The organism is Maribacter sedimenticola, assembly GCF_900188415.1.
Taxonomy (GTDB): Bacteria; Bacteroidota; Bacteroidia; order Flavobacteriales; family Flavobacteriaceae; genus Maribacter; species Maribacter sedimenticola.
In genome coordinates, this window is sequence record NZ_FZNV01000001.1 from 337,501 (window position 1) to 353,615 (window position 16,115).

11 protein-coding genes and 1 pseudogene are annotated in these 16,115 nt (G+C 37.9%); 2 read left to right on the forward strand and 10 right to left on the reverse strand.

The window, feature by feature from the left end:
• The 9 genes and pseudogenes from CHB68_RS18495 to CHB68_RS01460 form a co-directional block, all read right to left on the reverse strand.
• Positions 1-821: pseudogene (locus CHB68_RS18495) on the reverse strand (hypothetical protein); the annotation flags it as partial.
• Between the two features lie 151 nt (positions 822-972).
• Positions 973-2,259, reverse strand: coding sequence for a serine hydrolase domain-containing protein (locus tag CHB68_RS01425; protein ID WP_089258837.1), 1,287 nt, complete (start codon positions 2,257-2,259; stop codon positions 973-975).
• A 92-nt stretch (positions 2,260-2,351) separates the two neighbouring features.
• Entirely contained in the window at positions 2,352-3,488 is a 1,137-nt protein-coding gene (locus CHB68_RS01430) for a gliding motility-associated C-terminal domain-containing protein (RefSeq protein ID WP_089258839.1), read from the reverse strand.
• Between the two features lie 4 nt (positions 3,489-3,492).
• Positions 3,493-5,184, reverse strand: a complete 1,692-nt coding sequence (locus CHB68_RS01435; protein ID WP_143815155.1) for a hypothetical protein — start codon at positions 5,182-5,184, stop codon at positions 3,493-3,495.
• Between the two features lie 44 nt (positions 5,185-5,228).
• On the reverse strand, positions 5,229-5,924 hold the full coding sequence (locus CHB68_RS01440) for a hypothetical protein (protein WP_089258843.1): 696 nt from the start codon (positions 5,922-5,924) through the stop codon (positions 5,229-5,231).
• Between the two features lie 30 nt (positions 5,925-5,954).
• Positions 5,955-6,587: a hypothetical protein gene (locus CHB68_RS01445; RefSeq protein ID WP_089258846.1), complete on the reverse strand. Its 633-nt coding sequence runs from the start codon at positions 6,585-6,587 to the stop codon at positions 5,955-5,957.
• Positions 6,588-6,912: 325 nt separating this feature from the next.
• Positions 6,913-7,746: a phosphatase PAP2 family protein gene (locus CHB68_RS01450; RefSeq protein WP_089258848.1), complete on the reverse strand. Its 834-nt coding sequence runs from the start codon at positions 7,744-7,746 to the stop codon at positions 6,913-6,915.
• A gap of 75 nt (positions 7,747-7,821) precedes the next feature.
• On the reverse strand, positions 7,822-8,724 hold the full coding sequence (locus CHB68_RS01455) for a histone deacetylase family protein (RefSeq protein WP_089258850.1): 903 nt from the start codon (positions 8,722-8,724) through the stop codon (positions 7,822-7,824).
• Positions 8,725-8,731: 7 nt separating this feature from the next.
• The gene (locus CHB68_RS01460; RefSeq protein WP_089258852.1) at positions 8,732-10,855 is read right to left on the reverse strand and encodes a Tex family protein; all 2,124 of its coding nucleotides are present in this window, start codon (positions 10,853-10,855) and stop codon (positions 8,732-8,734) included.
• Between the two features lie 187 nt (positions 10,856-11,042).
• Between CHB68_RS01460 and CHB68_RS01465 the strand changes: the two genes are divergently transcribed.
• Positions 11,043-13,601 (forward strand): RHS repeat domain-containing protein, encoded by a 2,559-nt coding sequence (locus CHB68_RS01465; RefSeq protein ID WP_089258854.1) that lies wholly within the window; start codon positions 11,043-11,045, stop codon positions 13,599-13,601.
• Positions 13,602-13,679: 78 nt separating this feature from the next.
• Here the strand turns inward: CHB68_RS01465 and metG are convergent, their stop codons facing one another.
• On the reverse strand, positions 13,680-15,770 hold the full coding sequence (gene metG, locus CHB68_RS01470) for a methionine--tRNA ligase (RefSeq protein WP_089258856.1): 2,091 nt from the start codon (positions 15,768-15,770) through the stop codon (positions 13,680-13,682).
• Between the two features lie 171 nt (positions 15,771-15,941).
• Here metG and CHB68_RS18500 point away from each other — a divergent pair, with 171 nt between their 5' ends.
• Entirely contained in the window at positions 15,942-16,106 is a 165-nt protein-coding gene (locus CHB68_RS18500) for a hypothetical protein (RefSeq protein WP_179213120.1), read from the forward strand.
• Positions 16,107-16,115 lie beyond the last annotated feature (9 nt).

The window sequence follows — 16,115 nt, forward strand, 5'->3', positions numbered from 1 at the left end:
CCGTTTGCGCCATCGTTTCCGTCCGCACCCTGTAGGCTCGATAGCCAATCCGATTCCGTGCCGGTGTAGCCGTCCGCTATGGCAATTTCGTATGCACTAGCCCCATCTGCACCGTTGGTTCCAGCGGCACCCTGTAGGCTCGATAGCCAATCCGATTCCGTACCGGTATAGCCGTCCGCTACGGCAATTTCATATGCGCTAGCTCCATCCGTACCGTTGGTTCCATCGTTTCCGGCCGCACCCTGTAGGCTCGATAGCCAATCCGATTCCGTACCGGTGTATCCGTCCGCTACCGCAACTTCGTATGCGCTAGCTCCATCTGTACCCTTAAAGTTAGCAGTTGTAAAAGTTGAATTGTCCGTGTAAGTAATGGTTATGGTACCGTCATTATTATCTGTTGTAGAAGAAATACCAAGACCGTCATTACCAGGTAATCCTTGCTCCCCTCTTAGTTCCGTAAAATTTGGGGAAGTAAAGTTCGTGCCATCGGGGCCATTTATAGTGAAAGAGCCGTCCTCATTATCTATTATTGATAGTGAGCCAGATGTAGTATTACAAAGATTTTGCCACGAAGTTCCATTATATTGAAAAACGCATTGTGCATCTGTATTATATATTAAAGCTCCGTTAAGAGGGTTTATCTCATTCATTTGGGCCGTAGTTACCCGTGTAAGCACCAATGCTTTGGTAGTACTTTCCAATTCAAGAATTGATGCGTTGTCAATAGTACTTGCATTATCACCAATTTTCATTTGTGCAAAGGCACATGTAGAGATTGTAAAAGAAGCAATAAGTAAAAAGTAGGTTTTTGTAAAATTCATAGCCGTATTAAATTGATTGGCTAAGAAAGTCATTACGATTATTTCGTATTAATTTTTGTTGTGATTTGTAAGAAAATAACTATATGATAAGAGAAAGTTGTTGTAGGAAATTACGTGTATATTTTACAGTTATTCATTGATTTATAGAAGTTTAATCATCAATGGAGGCGAATAGCATTTGTTTAAATTTCCAACCGGTAACATCATTGACAGGTCCTCTAGTTTGTTTCATAATGATGCCAATAACATTCTCTTTTGGGTCCGCGAAATATTGGGTGTTAAAATAACCTCCCCATTCAAAAGTACCCGCACTACCTAACCCACCTTCTATTTCACCTTTTTCATTTACGAGAGAGAAAGCTAAACCGTGATGCTTGGGCCCGTTCCAAATTGTTCCTATTTGGTTTCCTAATATGCTTCTAACAGTAGTACGACTCAGTAATCTTATACCGTTGTATTCTCCGTTGTTAAGATACATTTGTAAGAATTTTGCATAATCCTTGGCAGTACTTGAAAGACCAGCTCCCCCAGAAAAAAATGTTTTTGACCCCTTAATAGGATAATCCGTATCATAAAATGTGACAGGATATTTTATCCATTGATCGTTTTCTTTTTTTTGTACGGTAACCAATCTATTATAGTTTTTCTTTGGTTGATAAAACCATGTATCATCCATATTCAAGGGTTCAAAAATTCTAGTCCTCAAAAATTCATCAAATGGCATTCCGGAAATAATTTCTATAAAATAACCAAGGACATCCAGTCCTTCACTATAGGTAAAAGCTTCCCCTGGTTCATGATGTAGAGGTAATTTCGCTAATTTTTTTACGCTTTCCTCAATGGTTATGTTCTTTGTGGTAAATAGATCGGTTATACCGGCGTTGGCATAAATTTTCTTAAAACGTGGGTCTCCATCAATTTCTCCATAACCAATACCGGATGTATGGGTGAGTAAATCTCTTATGGTAATTTGGTTTTTTGCCGGTTTGGTCGTGTAAGTTCCATCTTTTTCATTGTAAGTATCCAGTACTGTTGCTTCTCCAAATTCTGGTATGTATTTGGATATGTTATCATCTAACTGAAATTTTCCTTCTTCCCAAAGCATCATTACAGCAGTAGAAGTAATGGCCTTAGTTTGAGAGGCGATACGAAAAATGGCATCTTTTTCCATTTTAACGTTCTTCTCATTATTGGCCATGCCATATGCCTTATGATATACAATCTTTCCGTTTCTTGCAATTAAGGCAACTGCTCCAGGAATATTGCCTTGGTTGACTTCCGTAGATATCATTGAATCTATTTTATTCAAACGTTCGGGCGACATACCTACCTCTTGTGGAGATGCATGCTCCAACACGGGAAATTTTAGTGCAGAAGGTGTCTGGGCAAAACTCACGCTAATGGTGAATAGGAAATAAATTAAAGAATAGAATTTCATTTGTACGGATTTAGTTGCTAGACTAAAGTACTGAATGTTTCAATAATTTGTGTGCTTATCACATTTGTATATCAAATAGTTAATTTACGCTTTTATCGATCAAGGAAAAGAAATCCTTGAATGGTAAATTTTTCTTCACCCACCTCCACTAAATAAAAATATATGCCCTCTGGTAGTCCTTTGGTTCTGCTTATGGCCGGAATGGTAAAACCTGCTTCCCCAAAAAATTCATTTGTATAATTTTCTTGTTCAAAAACCTTAAGCCCGTTACGGTCAAAAATCAGTAATCTGTTTGTTTTAAATTCGGCTAATTCCGGAATAAATAGAAAATCGTTGATACCGTCGCCATTTGGGGTAACCAAATAATGGTATCCCTTATGGGAAATTGCTGTATTTCCTGGTGTTATGCCGAAAGTAATTGCACTATAATGGTCAGGAACGAACTCATAAGAAGTTATTATCCCTTGGTCAAGGGTACCGGTTCGATCTAGCGCTCCTAAGGATTGCCATAAATTCAATTCTTTATTGAAACCAACAATGGTTAGGTTGTCCAGATTATTGGTCATCATACTTATAGCGCTCCTTTCGTCCCAACTTATCGTAATGATTGCGGAATCGTTACCTTCTAAAACCCAATATTCATTTTCGCTAATTTGCGCTATACCGGTTTGTCCTTGATCAATAAAGGGATAATACCAAGTGCTGTTTTCAAAAAGATAGGCACTTTTATAGGTTGTGGTAGTGCTATTGGTTTTAAGACCCAATGGGCGCAAATAAAATTCGTCCCCTATAGGAAAAAGAAAATTCTGTTGACCGTATACGGAAACAAAGCCATTTACTTTTGAAAAATTAGATTCTCCATTATAGAACGAATCCGTGGTTAAGCTTAAATCTGGAGAACTAGTTGATTTTGAACTTATAAAATCTCCATATATAAAATTTATGTTATGGTTGACCTGAACCGGTACTTGGAGTAATACACCTTGGTCATTATTGATCTCTATATCATGGAATGAAAGAGGGGTTGTACCGTAAATTGTATTCAAGTTTAATCCATAAAAACCGGCTAACCCATTGGTATTATTAAAATTACCGTCATTTTTTAAATTTGAATAAAAACCAATTTGACCTTTTTCATGAATTTTAAGGTCACCAATATTTCTTATATTCTGTGCATAGGTATACTGTAGAAATAATATATATAGAGTAAACAACGGTAGTATCTTCATGATGTCAAAAATCCATTATGCTGAAATAGCAGGTCCGATCTATATAATTATCTGAAGGAAAAGTTCCGCCAATTTCCTCTATGATGGCAATACTGAAGGTGGTGGTCGTTTGTGATGTTACAAATATATTGATGTCACGGGTGCCAGATTCAAAAACACTTAATTGAATAGGATAGTTTGCAGTTGATCGCGTCGTAGACATTGTAAAGGTATATCTACCCACCCCGTTTTTCACTGCACTGCTAATACCAATGGACATTATGGAATTTGTTGAAGGTATTAAAGTGCCATATGCTTTTATGGGATTGTTGAAATAAGCACCTCCGTCTGTACCCGTTGAAATACTATTATTGGCATTTGTGCTGATTACATTGACAGATTGTGTGGCACCGTTCTCACTATTGTGGGTTATTACTCCTGTGGTGTTATTTTGGGAAATTGTGGTCTGTGTTTCCAGATCGGTAATAGGAAGCTGTCCTAAGTTACCATCACTATCCGTAATGACTATATTGTCCGTATTGGAACCTGGACCTAAGGAACGCACCCTAAGATCTCCGTTTATATCCATTTTAGAAGTGGCCGTAGCTACGCCTACGCCAACATTGCCATTTACGTTTATAGAAAGATTTGCCGTACCGCCAGTACTTCCGGATCCGTTTAGGTCACTATAAAAGTTTATAGGTGCGTTATTTGTGGCCATACGAATTGCATCTCCTGAGATATTGCTATATAACCCAAGGTCATTGGTCGTAGTAATTGCAGTGCCGCCTTTCTGTATAACTCCATTGGTAATATTTATTCTACCGCTTATATCCATCTCCTGTATGGGGGAGTCAGTACCTATGCCCACTCTATTGTCATTACCGCTGATCACTAAAGTATTTGCATCAAAATTTAGGTCAAAATTATTTTGGGTAACCGCCCTATTGCCAAAAAGACTACCGTCATCCGTATATAAATTGGTGGCAGTACCTGATGCCAATTCCGCTAGTGCATCTTCTACGTTTGTTGCAGTAAAATTATTTAAACTGTCATCTATGGAAATTTCATCTGCATCCTGCAATTCATTGGTAGCACTTAGATCGTTATCCGCTGTAATGTGGTTGTTGATCAAAGTTGTATTGGCGGTTATATCCGCAGATTCTTCCAACGAGGATAAATCTGCAGAGAAATTTGTGGCACCTTCCGCAACAGTTAAGTCCGTACCATCAAAACTTACACCGGTGATGTCATCATCTCCAACGGCTGCAATTTCGTTATCCACATATGTTTTAACGGCAAGTTCGGTAGGGAATTTCGTGTTGGTAGCATCGGATAAAGAGCTATCGGTAGATTTGTTTTCGCTATCCTCCTTCTTGTTCAAGGCATCCAGGTTTATGGTGAGCCATGAAGTACCGTCATATATTTTTGTGACCTCGGCACTGGTATCAAACCAAATATCATTTAACAACGGTCCTGTAGGTGCAGTGGCAGAAGTGGTTACCACGGTATTTCTTACCAAGACCCTTGTACCTTTATGGTTAATGACCTCTTCTTCTTGCGCATACATGCCCACCTGGACAAAATATAGTAGGAACAGGGCAAAGAATCGATATTTAGTACCTTTTGTGAAAATTGTGTGAACGTTAAATGTGTATACTGGTTTTTTAAGGGCCCCGTTCCTGCATACTTTAATAAATGAGTATGTTGAGTTCATAAGTTAAATTAAAATGGAACGGGGTAGTAGATAATTGTAAAACACTATTTTACATATTGCACCTCTATTGTATCACCGGCATAAACAGCCCAGTCATTTGGACTTGTGGTATTTGGAACTAAAGTCACCGTGGATGCAGCCACCGTATAATCAACATTGGCAATTAATTTTGCGCCATTTCTGTATACCCAAACTTGGCTGAAAGTAGGTAAAACCGGACTTCCGGTCAAAGGATATGCTACCTGTGCGGCCGTTGCGGTAAAATTTTCCTGTCCGCTTTGAAGCAAATCAGTTGCCAATAATTTCTTGACCGCCCCTGTGGCCTCGTCCCTAACCAAGAGCGTATACCCTGTACCCGTACCATGGTCAGAAGCTGTAGTAGCATCTGTAGAAGGAGTCTCGGTAGAAATCAATTCAATACCGTCCAACCCAAATACATTACCGTCAACATCTATAAAAGTATCATTGGTCAATGTACCGCCTAATTGCCAAGTAGTAGTAGTAACATCATTTGTAGTATTGGAAAGCATGGTAATGCCATTCTGCGTTTGTAAATATTTAATGGTTCCTTTGTTGTCAATAACTCTGACCGCCCCTGCCGTAGTGGTAGTTCCGGGAACTACATCACTTTGTTTTGTGACATCACCTGTAGTTTGTTGTGCGTTCAATGTGGCACCTGCAAACATGATTAGGCCAACGGCCAAACCTTTGAAAATGTTAGTTAAATTTTTTGAAATCATGATTTTTAATTTTTGGGTTATTAAAGTTTATTATAAAATTTGTACAATACGTATGTTATCATTTTGATAGCATATAATTTCATTTTCCAATTCTATGGTTGTGGAATCAATAGCTCTAAATGCAATCCTAATACCATTTCTGTAGACCGATATTTTTTTATCGTCCACTATTGGTGCTGGAGTATTAAAGCGGGTTTGACCGTTGCTGGCAACTATTATAATCTGTTCTTGCTGGCTTAATCCGTCTGCCCCTGCAGGACCTTCTGGACCCGTATCTCCTTTTTCTCCTTTTGGACCCGTTAAATTGGGGGAAGTAAACACGCTTTCATTGCCATTGTTAATGGTAAAACTTCCATCTTCATTGTCAATGAAGGAAAAGGTGCGTAAACTGCTGTCGCAAAGATTGATCCATTTATTTCCGTCATAGGAATGAATACAACCTGTGTCAATATTATAGGCCATACCACCTGGTAATGGTGCTATACTCATCATTTGGTCATTGGTTAACCGGCTTAGTACAAGTACTTTATTGGTACTCTCCAATTCTAATAGAGATGTATTTGCTATTGCATCAATATTGTCCCCAATTTTAACTTGGGTAAAACCATATGATACAAGCAACATGGTGAGTGCTGTTAGAATGTAAGTTTTGTTTGATTTCATAGCTCAAAGCATTCTGAGAGCTAAATACCTTATAATGGTTAATTATTTAAAATTAATGTTGTGAATTGTAGGAAAATATTACTGAAATACTACAAATTTGTGGTAAGAAAATACTTATAAAAAATAAATTAAAATTTATGTATAGTTCTTATTTAAAGTAGTTTATATCTATTTAAAAATCTATAATATTTAATGGAATATTAGGGTAATCTCATGTACAATGAGATTTTTGGAGGTTTAAAAAGCAAACATGACTGAAGATTTAATTTTAATTCTTCAGTCATGAAATTTTGTAAGAAATTATAAATTAGTAGATAGCTTTTTGCTAGAAATTAATGGTCACACCCATTTGGCCCGGTCCAAAATTTAGATTCCAACTTACCATTTTGTTTTGGTCGTTGTATTTCTCATCATATTTTTTATCCAAATATTTATCAATGGATTCTACGGTAGCAATACTTATTGCAAAAGCAAAAACCATATCGCTTAACCAATGTTGTCCATCCCAAACACGTGAAATGCCCGGTATGGCACCAATGGTATAAATTCCCGCTTTTATCCAAGGGTTTTTAAATTGCTTACCAATGGCATATGCATTCGTAAATGCCAGCAAAGCATGACCAGAAGGAAATGAATGGAAATTTCTGCTGGGGTTAAATGGGTCAAATGTATCTTTTCCTAAATTGGCTACAGGTCTTGCCCTGCCCACCACGGATTTTAATACTTGTTGTAAAAGTCCTGCGGAAGAAGCGGACGAAATCAACAATACCCCGGTTCTTCTTAGTTTTTCATTCTTTGTAATCAATCCGGTAAAATATACTCCTGATGTTGCTAAGTAATTGTTTTCAGGACTACCATATAACTCACCGTAATCCCTAATAAACTGTGGTATACCTTCCCTGTTGTTCCTAATGAACCTAGATGTGTTGTCATCGGCCAAATATACCAAGCCCGTACCGCCAACGACCGCACCAAATTGGGCCCATTGTTTTCCTTGCCAATGTATTGGACGGGTATAGCTATGTCCAACTCCCATAAACATATTACCTACGTCATAGGTAAACATTTTCCAGCGTGTATCAATGGTATCGTTTTTTGTGTTTTGGGCAGGTAAATATGAACAACATATTAAGTTTAATAGAATTACGAGCTTTTTCATGCCGTAAATTTAAACTTATAGCCTATTTAATAATAATCTGAATGAATAAATATTAGATTGTAAAGGTTAGTTCTGTTAAAAATACAAGGATTGCGCAACTTTAAACGTATTGGCATGCGCATTTACTATTCTTTTTATTTCTGGGGAATAACCACCGCCCATACTACATTGCACAGGAAGATTTAAGTGCTTACAGGTTCCCAATACATATTCATCTCGCTTTTTGCAACCCTCCATTGTTAATCCTAATGTGCCCAATTTATCTGTTTCCAACACATCTACGCCACAGAGATAGAAAACAAAATCGGGTTGTACATGGGTAATTAAATTAGGTAAGGTTTCCTCAAGGATGTTTAGGTAACTAGTGTCATTGGTACCTTTAGGTAACGGAATATCCAAATCCGATATTTCTTTTTTGAACGGATAGTTTCCCGCGCCATGCATGGAAAAGGTAAAAACAGATGCATTATCCTTAAAAATTTCCGCCGTTCCGTTTCCTTGGTGGACATCCAAATCTACGATGAGTATTTTTTTTGCAAGTTTTTGGTCCAATAGATATTTTGCCCCGATTGCTTGATCGTTAAGCATACAAAAGGCTTCTCCATGGTCACTGTAAGCATGGTGTGTTCCACCGGCTATGTTCATGGCAATACCATTTTTTAATGCATATTCACAACCCTTTAAGGTACCATCTGCAATAATTCGTTCTCTTTCCACTAAATCTTCAGAAAGCGGAAAACCAATTTTTCTTGCCGCTTTAGCCCCTATTTTTAAATTCAGGAGGTCATAAAAATATTCTGCATCATGTACGGCAACAATATATTTGTCATTGGGCAATTCAGGTTCAAAAAAATTATCTTTCGTACAGGTGCCCTCATAAATAAGCTGTTGCGGTAATAACTCATATTTCATCATGGGAAAGCGATGCCCTTCCGGTAACGGATGTTTATAAATAGGGTGATAGGCTATTTTTAGCATATCAATATTAATTATGCAATTTTAATTGAATGCGCTTTCTCTGTACATCAACATCGAGCACTTTTACAATTATTTGTTGATGAAGATGAACATGTTCGTTTACATCCTTAACAAATGAATCCGATAGATTGCTTACGTGGATCAAACCACTTTCCTTGATTCCTATATCTACAAAACAACCAAAGTTGGTAATATTGTTTACAATACCGGGCAGCAATTGACCACTGCGTAAATCCGTGATAGAGGTAATGTTCTGGTCAAAAGTAAAGACCTTTGCCTTTTCCCTTCTGTCCAAACCTGGTTTTTCCAATTCTGAGCGGATATCCTTTAGTGTTGGCAGACCCACATCATTGGTGCAATATTTTGCTAAATCTATCTCTTTCAATACCGATTTGTTGCCAATTAAAGTTGCAATTTCAGTATTGTTGTCCAAGGCCATTTTTTTAACGATACCATAACTTTCTGGGTGTACGGCAGAATCGTCCAACGGATTTTCCGCATTTTTAATTCTTAGGAAAGCAGCGCCCTGTTCAAAGGCCTTGCCTCCTAATCTTGGTACATCCAGTATTTCCTGCCTACTTTTAAAGGCACCCTTTTCCTTTCTTTGCGCAACAATATTCTCTGCAAGTTTTGCACCTATTCCAGATACATAGCTTAACAATGGTACACTGGCAGTGTTAATGTTAACTCCTACCATATTAACGCAACTTTCTACAACCATATCCAATGAGGTCTTTAATTTTGTTTGGTCCACATCATGTTGGTACTGACCTACACCAATAGATTTTGGGTCTATCTTTACCAGTTCCGCCAATGGATCCGCCAACCGTCTACCTATGGATACCGCTCCACGTACGGTAACATCGTAATTTGGAAATTCTTCACGTGCAATTTTAGATGCGGAATAAATAGATGCACCTGCCTCGCTCACCACAAATACTTCAACAGGATTATTGAAAATAACTTTTTTGACCAATTGTTCCGTTTCTCTGGATGCCGTACCGTTACCTATGGCAATAGCCTCAATTTTATAGGCATTTGCCAAGGAGCTTAACTTTTTAACGGCACCGGTAAAGTCATTTTGTGGCGCATGTGGATAAATAGTCTCATTATGTACCAAGTTTCCGTTTTCGTCCAAGCATACCAGTTTGCAACCGGTCCTAAAACCTGGATCAATGGCCAATATACGTTTTTCGCCCAGGGGTGCCCCCAATAATAATTGTCTAAGATTATTGGAGAAAACGGTAATGGCGGCATCATCTGCTTTTTCCTTTGCTGCTTTTAAGAGTTCATTGGTCAAGGAGGGGAAAAGCAATCGTTTATAAGCATCATCTATGGAAAGATCAATTTGCTGACCACATTCATTGTTCGTTTTTATGATCCTGTTCTTAATGCGATCAATGAGACGCTCGTCATCCAGTGTAATTTTGACCCTAATAAATTTTTCCGATTCTGCGCGGAGTATTGCCAAAAGCCTATGAGACGGACATTTGTTCAAAGGCTCGCTCCAATCAAAATAATCACGATATTTCTGAGCCTTTTCTTCCTCTTTTTTTGTGGAGATTACTTTGGTGGTAATTTGGGCGAACCTAGCTAATTGTGATCTTATGGCATTTCTGACATCTGTACGTTCATTGATCCATTCTGCTATAATATGCCGCGCCCCTTCCAATGCATCGTCCTCATTTTTAATTACTGCACTTAGGTATTTTGATGCCGTAAATTCAATAACATCTTGGCGTTGCGCCATAATGATTTTCGCCAAAGGTTCCAATCCGTTTTTACGGGCAACTTCTGCTTTGGTCTTTTTACTCTTTTTATATGGTAGATAGAGATCTTCCAATGATGTAAGATCTTCGGCATTTTCAAAATTTTGTTGTAGGGCGGTAGTCAAGACCCCTTGTTCATCAACTGCTTTTATAATCGCTTTTTTACGTTTTTCAAGAGTCTCATATTGTTCCTTTAATTGAACAATGGTGCCTACCTGAACTTCATCTAAATTACCGGTGCGTTCCTTTCTGTACCGTGAAATGAAAGGTATGGTGCAGTCGGCATTTAAAAGTTCGATCGTGTTTTCTATTCCTTTTTTGGGGAGTTGGGTATGTTTTTCAATGTAGGTTAATAACTGCATATGGGCTATAATTAAAGCCTTTAAAAATACCCATTATTAGGTATTGAAATCAAGGCATTCCTATTATTTATTTGTAGGACCTGCCCCCGGTGTGTGTTTTTCTTTCCCCCTTAGGTACACAAAATATTTTTGAACTGGCAACCATTGCCGCAACCACTTTTTTAATTAAACCAAAAAACACTGTATTATGAAAATCAAGGTATGTACAATTTTTTTTACACTATTGCTCGCATTGGGCTGTAGTAAAAGCGATGACACCGTAGAACCAGACAAGCCCATTCAAAAAGACCCGCCTAAGGAAGAACCTGCCATTGAGGTGCTGACCGGAAAATTCATAGATGGCGAAGTTGGGGGTCTAACTTTTACAACCGCTACCCAGTCAGGTATTACCAATGAAAAAGGAGAATTCACCTATGTTTCCGGAGAAGAGGTTACTTTTAAAGTAGGGGGTATTATTCTAGGAAAAGTCCTGGGGCAAGAACTGGTTTCACCTGTTACCTTAGCACAGGAGATAGATGCAGATGCTACCATTGCAAGCCCTATGGCTAAAAATATTGCCGCATTTTTACAAACCTTGGACGAGGATCAAAATCATGATAACGGTATTGAAATAACTGCTGATGTGGTCAGTGCGATCGGTGTACAAAGTTTGGATTTTTCAGGATCTATTTCCTCGTCATTGGCAGATATGGTCATCAACATTTCCAAGCAGACCGGTAAAATGTTCAATATTGTGTACCCTGAACAAGCGGCTGAAAATATGGCCAATGCACTTGATATGGAATATACACCTGTTCCAAATTTATCCCTTAGCCAATTATTGCCCTTGCTACAGTCCCTATATGCGGCACAAATTCCGCCATCTGCAGTTTATAAAAATACTATGGACGAAAACGGCCTATTGGTCTCTACGGCAATAACGTTACGATATTCTGGAAGAGTAGTTAGGGAGCTGCAATATCAAAACCATAATGAAAAAGGTCTACCAACTACTATACTTAAAACAGAGGTTGGACCGGGACTAATAACTTCATCGTGGAGTTATCCCATAACCGAAAAAACAGAGGTACAAGAGCTGGTCTATAACGGTATGGACCTAGTTGAGCGTATTAACATTATTGACCCCAACCAAACGGTAGAGCACTATTATGTGATTACGGAACGGAATGATTTGAACCAGGCCGTGGTCTTTAACGAAACGATAAGGGAAAATTTAAATATCTATGTTTCTGAAAAGCAGTTTACACATATTTATGAAACAGGTATGCTTATAACGGAAGAGTTGAAAAGTACCTATACAAGCAATGATGAATTAAATCAATATTCTTCCCTTAGTGAGTATGAAAACACGACTACTTTTGCTTATGATGCACAATTGAACTTCTCCACTTTGGATAGTGAATATTCTAATAATTTCACTTCTCAATATCAAAATGAAGATCCTTATGTCAGTAGTTCAAGTTCAAAACAACATACTGATTTTGTGTATACTCCTGAAAATACCTTAAAGGAAAGAAAATTGACCGGGCAAATTACGTCTAATGACATTTCACAGACTTTGGAGCAAGTGTATCTTTTTGATGCCAATGAACTTTTAACGGAAAGTAGGTACAGTAATAGTTTTGGCAATGAATCTATCTCCTTGTATAATGAAGGATTTCAGATTAGTTATGAAAGCTATTTTGAAGGACTGTTAGATGTTAGGGTTACCTATAACGTAGATGGTTCATTTGAAGAAACCGAATATGTCTATTACGAAAATGGGGAATTGGACTATTCTTATAAACAAACCTGGATGCTTATGCCCGCAGGATATTATGATATTGTCAAAACCGAATATTTTGATGACCAAGGAAATATTACCGAAACGACTGATTCTGAATTTTATGAGGATGGGGGCATCTATACCACTACTTCATATGATGAAAATGGTGAAATTATATGGAAAGACTATTATAATGAAGATGGGTATTGGGTTAAAGAGGAATATTATGAAAATGGACTTCTTGATTATACCTATATTTTTGAATATGATGGTAATGGTTTGCGGACTAAGGCCGAGGGGTACAACGCGCAAAACGTACTTGAGTCCATTTATCAGTACAATGAATTTGGAGGATATAGCTCTATTGAGTTTTTTGACAATGGTGTATTAACGGAATCCTTGGTATATGCTTATGATGACCTTGGTACCCTGACCCAAGTAGAAACATTTGATGCCAATGGCAACCTAGTATACTTTGATAAATATGACCAATATGGGTATTTGGAGTATTATGATTTTTATGAGGATGGTATTTTAATTCTACGCTCTTACTTTAATACGCTGAACCAAAATACAAGGACGGAATATTATGAACAAGGAGAGATCAGCTATTATTACATATTTGCATATGATACCAACGGAATCATAATAACGGTTGAAGGATATTATGGCACCAATGTCTTGTTCAGTATTGAGTATTATGAAAATGGAGATTTGGTACGTATAGATTATTATGATGAAAACGGTAATATCATAGATTCTTATGACCCTTCTGGTAAATCAATGAGCCAATTGGTCAATACCGCATCAAAATACAATGCAAAAGCCAAAACGATCAATACCATAAGGAATCAGGTGGCCAAACATAACAAAATGATAAAATTGCGTAGTGCTAAAATTCTACATGATAAACATGAAGGTACTACCGTAAAAAAGATTGTTAAATCTAAATATGCCGTTAAGGACAAGGCAAGATTATAGCGCTTTAGAATATTTTATCTAATACACAAAAACCCCTTGGCGATTAGTCGCCAAGGGGTTTTTTGTCTTGAAGTTTTTTTAGTTTATACCCAGACCATTGGATACCCCATCCTCGTCAGGATTTACAAATACCAATTTTCCTTCGTTATTTTCCGTCATCAAAATCATGCCTTCACTCTCTACACCGCGAAGTGCACGAGGAGCCAAATTGATTAAAACAGTTACTTTTTTACCTACAATTTCTTCTGGTGTAAAACTTTCTGCAATACCAGAAACAATTGTTCTTACATCTAAACCGGTGTCTACCTTAAGGACCAAAAGCTTTTTGGCCTTGGCCATTTTTTCAGCTTCGATAATGGTTCCTACACGCATATCCAATTTTGAAAAATCATCGAAGGTAATCGTTTCTTTTTGTGGCATTAGTTTCTTGTTTTCGTTTTCGTTCGCTTTTTTGGTGGCCTCCAATTTGTCCAATTGTGCCTGTATTTCACTATCCTCAATTTTTCTGAAAAGCAATTCTGCCTGATGTATTTGATGCTTTGGTCGTAGCAAATCGTTTTCACCGGAAACATCGTTCCAACCAATACTTCCACTTTGCTCAGTCTCGGATGTTGAAGTTAAATTTAAAATATTCCTTAACTTTCTAGCGGTAAATGGCAAAAATGGTTCACTTAAAATAGCTATCCCTGCTGCTATTTGTAGCGCCACGTTCATAATTGTCTTAACACGTTCTTCATCTTGCTTAATGACTTTCCATGGCTCTGCATCGGCTAAGTACTTATTGCCCAAGCGTGCCAAGTTCATAAGTTCTTGTCCTGCTTCCCTAAAACGATAACGTTCAATGGAGCTTGCTATTGATCCTGGAAATTTACGAAGCTGTTCTAGTGTTTCTAAATCAACATTGGAGAAGGCGCCAGCAGCGGGCACTTGTCCATCATAGTATTTATTGGTCAATACTACTACACGGTTAATGAAATTTCCTAAAATGGCTACTAATTCATTATTGTTCCTTGCTTGAAAATCTTTCCACGTAAAGTCATTGTCCTTCGTCTCGGGAGCGTTTGCGGTCAGGGTATAACGCAATGAATCTTGTAACTCCGGAAAATCAATTAAATATTCATGTAACCAAACCGCCCAGTTTTTGGACGTGGACAATTTGTTCCCTTCAAGATTTAGAAACTCGTTTGCAGGCACATTATCCGGTAAAATATAACTACCCTCTGCCTTTAACATGGAAGGAAATATAATACAGTGAAACACAATGTTGTCCTTTCCGATAAAGTGCACCAATTTGGTATTCTTGTCTTTCCAATAAGGCTCCCAATCCTTGCCTTCACGCGCTGCCCATTCCTTTGTAGAGGATATATACCCTATAGGAGCATCAAACCATACATATAATACTTTACCTTCACCACCTTCCACAGGTACTGGAATACCCCAATCCAAATCCCTAGTTACCGCCCTTGGTTCCAGCCCGCCGTCTACCCAAGATTTACACTGCCCATATACATTGGGTTTCCAGTCATCTTTATGACCTTTAAGAATCCACTCCCTTAAAAAATCCTCGTAACGGTCTAAAGGTAAAAACCAGTGTTTGGTTTCCTTAGTGGTGGGTACTGTTCCGGTAATGGTAGATTTTGGATGAATCAGGTCCGTAGCGTTTAAACTTGACCCGCAATTTTCACATTGGTCCCCATATGCCTCCTCATTGCCACATTTTGGACAGGTACCAATTACAAAACGGTCCGCCAAAAATTGTTGTGCCTCTTCATCATAAAGTTGTGCCGTGGTCTCTTCTATGAAATCTCCTTTTTCATAAAGATTGACAAAAAATTCAGATGCCGTTTCATGATGTACAGGTGCAGAGGTACGTGAATAATTATCAAAAGTAATCCCAAAATCCATGAACGATCGTTTAATGATCGCATGGTATTTATCAATAATATCCTTTGGGGTTACCCCTTCCTTTTTGGCTTTCATGGAGATGGCCACACCATGCTCATCGCTTCCACAAACAAAGGCCACATCTTTACCTATTAAGCGAAGGTAACGGGCATAAATATCTGCCGGCACATATACACCTGCCAAATGGCCAATATGTATGGGTCCATTGGTATAGGGCAATGCTGCGGTAATGGTATATCTAGAGGGTGATTCTATCTTGGACATCAAAAATAAATTAAGCTGCAAAAATACTGAATTTGATGCGAGATTTACCAAATTCTTGTCAATTGTAAGTTGATGTGTTTCATAAAATAAGTACCTGCAACCTCCATAATTATACGAAAGCCCAGATTTAACGGTTGTATTATAAAGGATTGTATAATAAAGTAATTGGACATGAGTACAGGAAAACCTACAAAACTGATTTTAGACAAAGATTTTAAATTAGCAGGAACTGCTAAGGACAAAAAGGATATTACCTTGGTACACAAGGATAAAAACCATAGGGTAAAAAAGGAACTATCTTTCCAAGCAGGAAAAAAGAAATCTAAATTGGCATAAAAAAATTGC

Coding starts and splice junctions, on each gene's coding strand:
- CHB68_RS01425 (WP_089258837.1), bottom strand. CDS start 2,259: ATGAAATTCTATTCTTTAATTTATTTCCTATTCACCATTAGCGTGAGT.
- CHB68_RS01430 (WP_089258839.1), bottom strand. CDS start 3,488: ATGAAGATACTACCGTTGTTTACTCTATATATATTATTTCTACAGTAT.
- CHB68_RS01435 (WP_143815155.1), bottom strand. CDS start 5,184: ATGAACTCAACATACTCATTTATTAAAGTATGCAGGAACGGGGCCCTT.
- CHB68_RS01440 (WP_089258843.1), bottom strand. CDS start 5,924: ATGATTTCAAAAAATTTAACTAACATTTTCAAAGGTTTGGCCGTTGGC.
- CHB68_RS01445 (WP_089258846.1), bottom strand. CDS start 6,587: ATGAAATCAAACAAAACTTACATTCTAACAGCACTCACCATGTTGCTT.
- CHB68_RS01450 (WP_089258848.1), bottom strand. CDS start 7,746: ATGAAAAAGCTCGTAATTCTATTAAACTTAATATGTTGTTCATATTTA.
- CHB68_RS01455 (WP_089258850.1), bottom strand. CDS start 8,724: ATGCTAAAAATAGCCTATCACCCTATTTATAAACATCCGTTACCGGAA.
- CHB68_RS01460 (WP_089258852.1), bottom strand. CDS start 10,855: ATGCAGTTATTAACCTACATTGAAAAACATACCCAACTCCCCAAAAAA.
- CHB68_RS01465 (WP_089258854.1), top strand. CDS start 11,043: ATGAAAATCAAGGTATGTACAATTTTTTTTACACTATTGCTCGCATTG.
- metG (WP_089258856.1), bottom strand. CDS start 15,770: ATGTCCAAGATAGAATCACCCTCTAGATATACCATTACCGCAGCATTG.
- CHB68_RS18500 (WP_179213120.1), top strand. CDS start 15,942: ATGAGTACAGGAAAACCTACAAAACTGATTTTAGACAAAGATTTTAAA.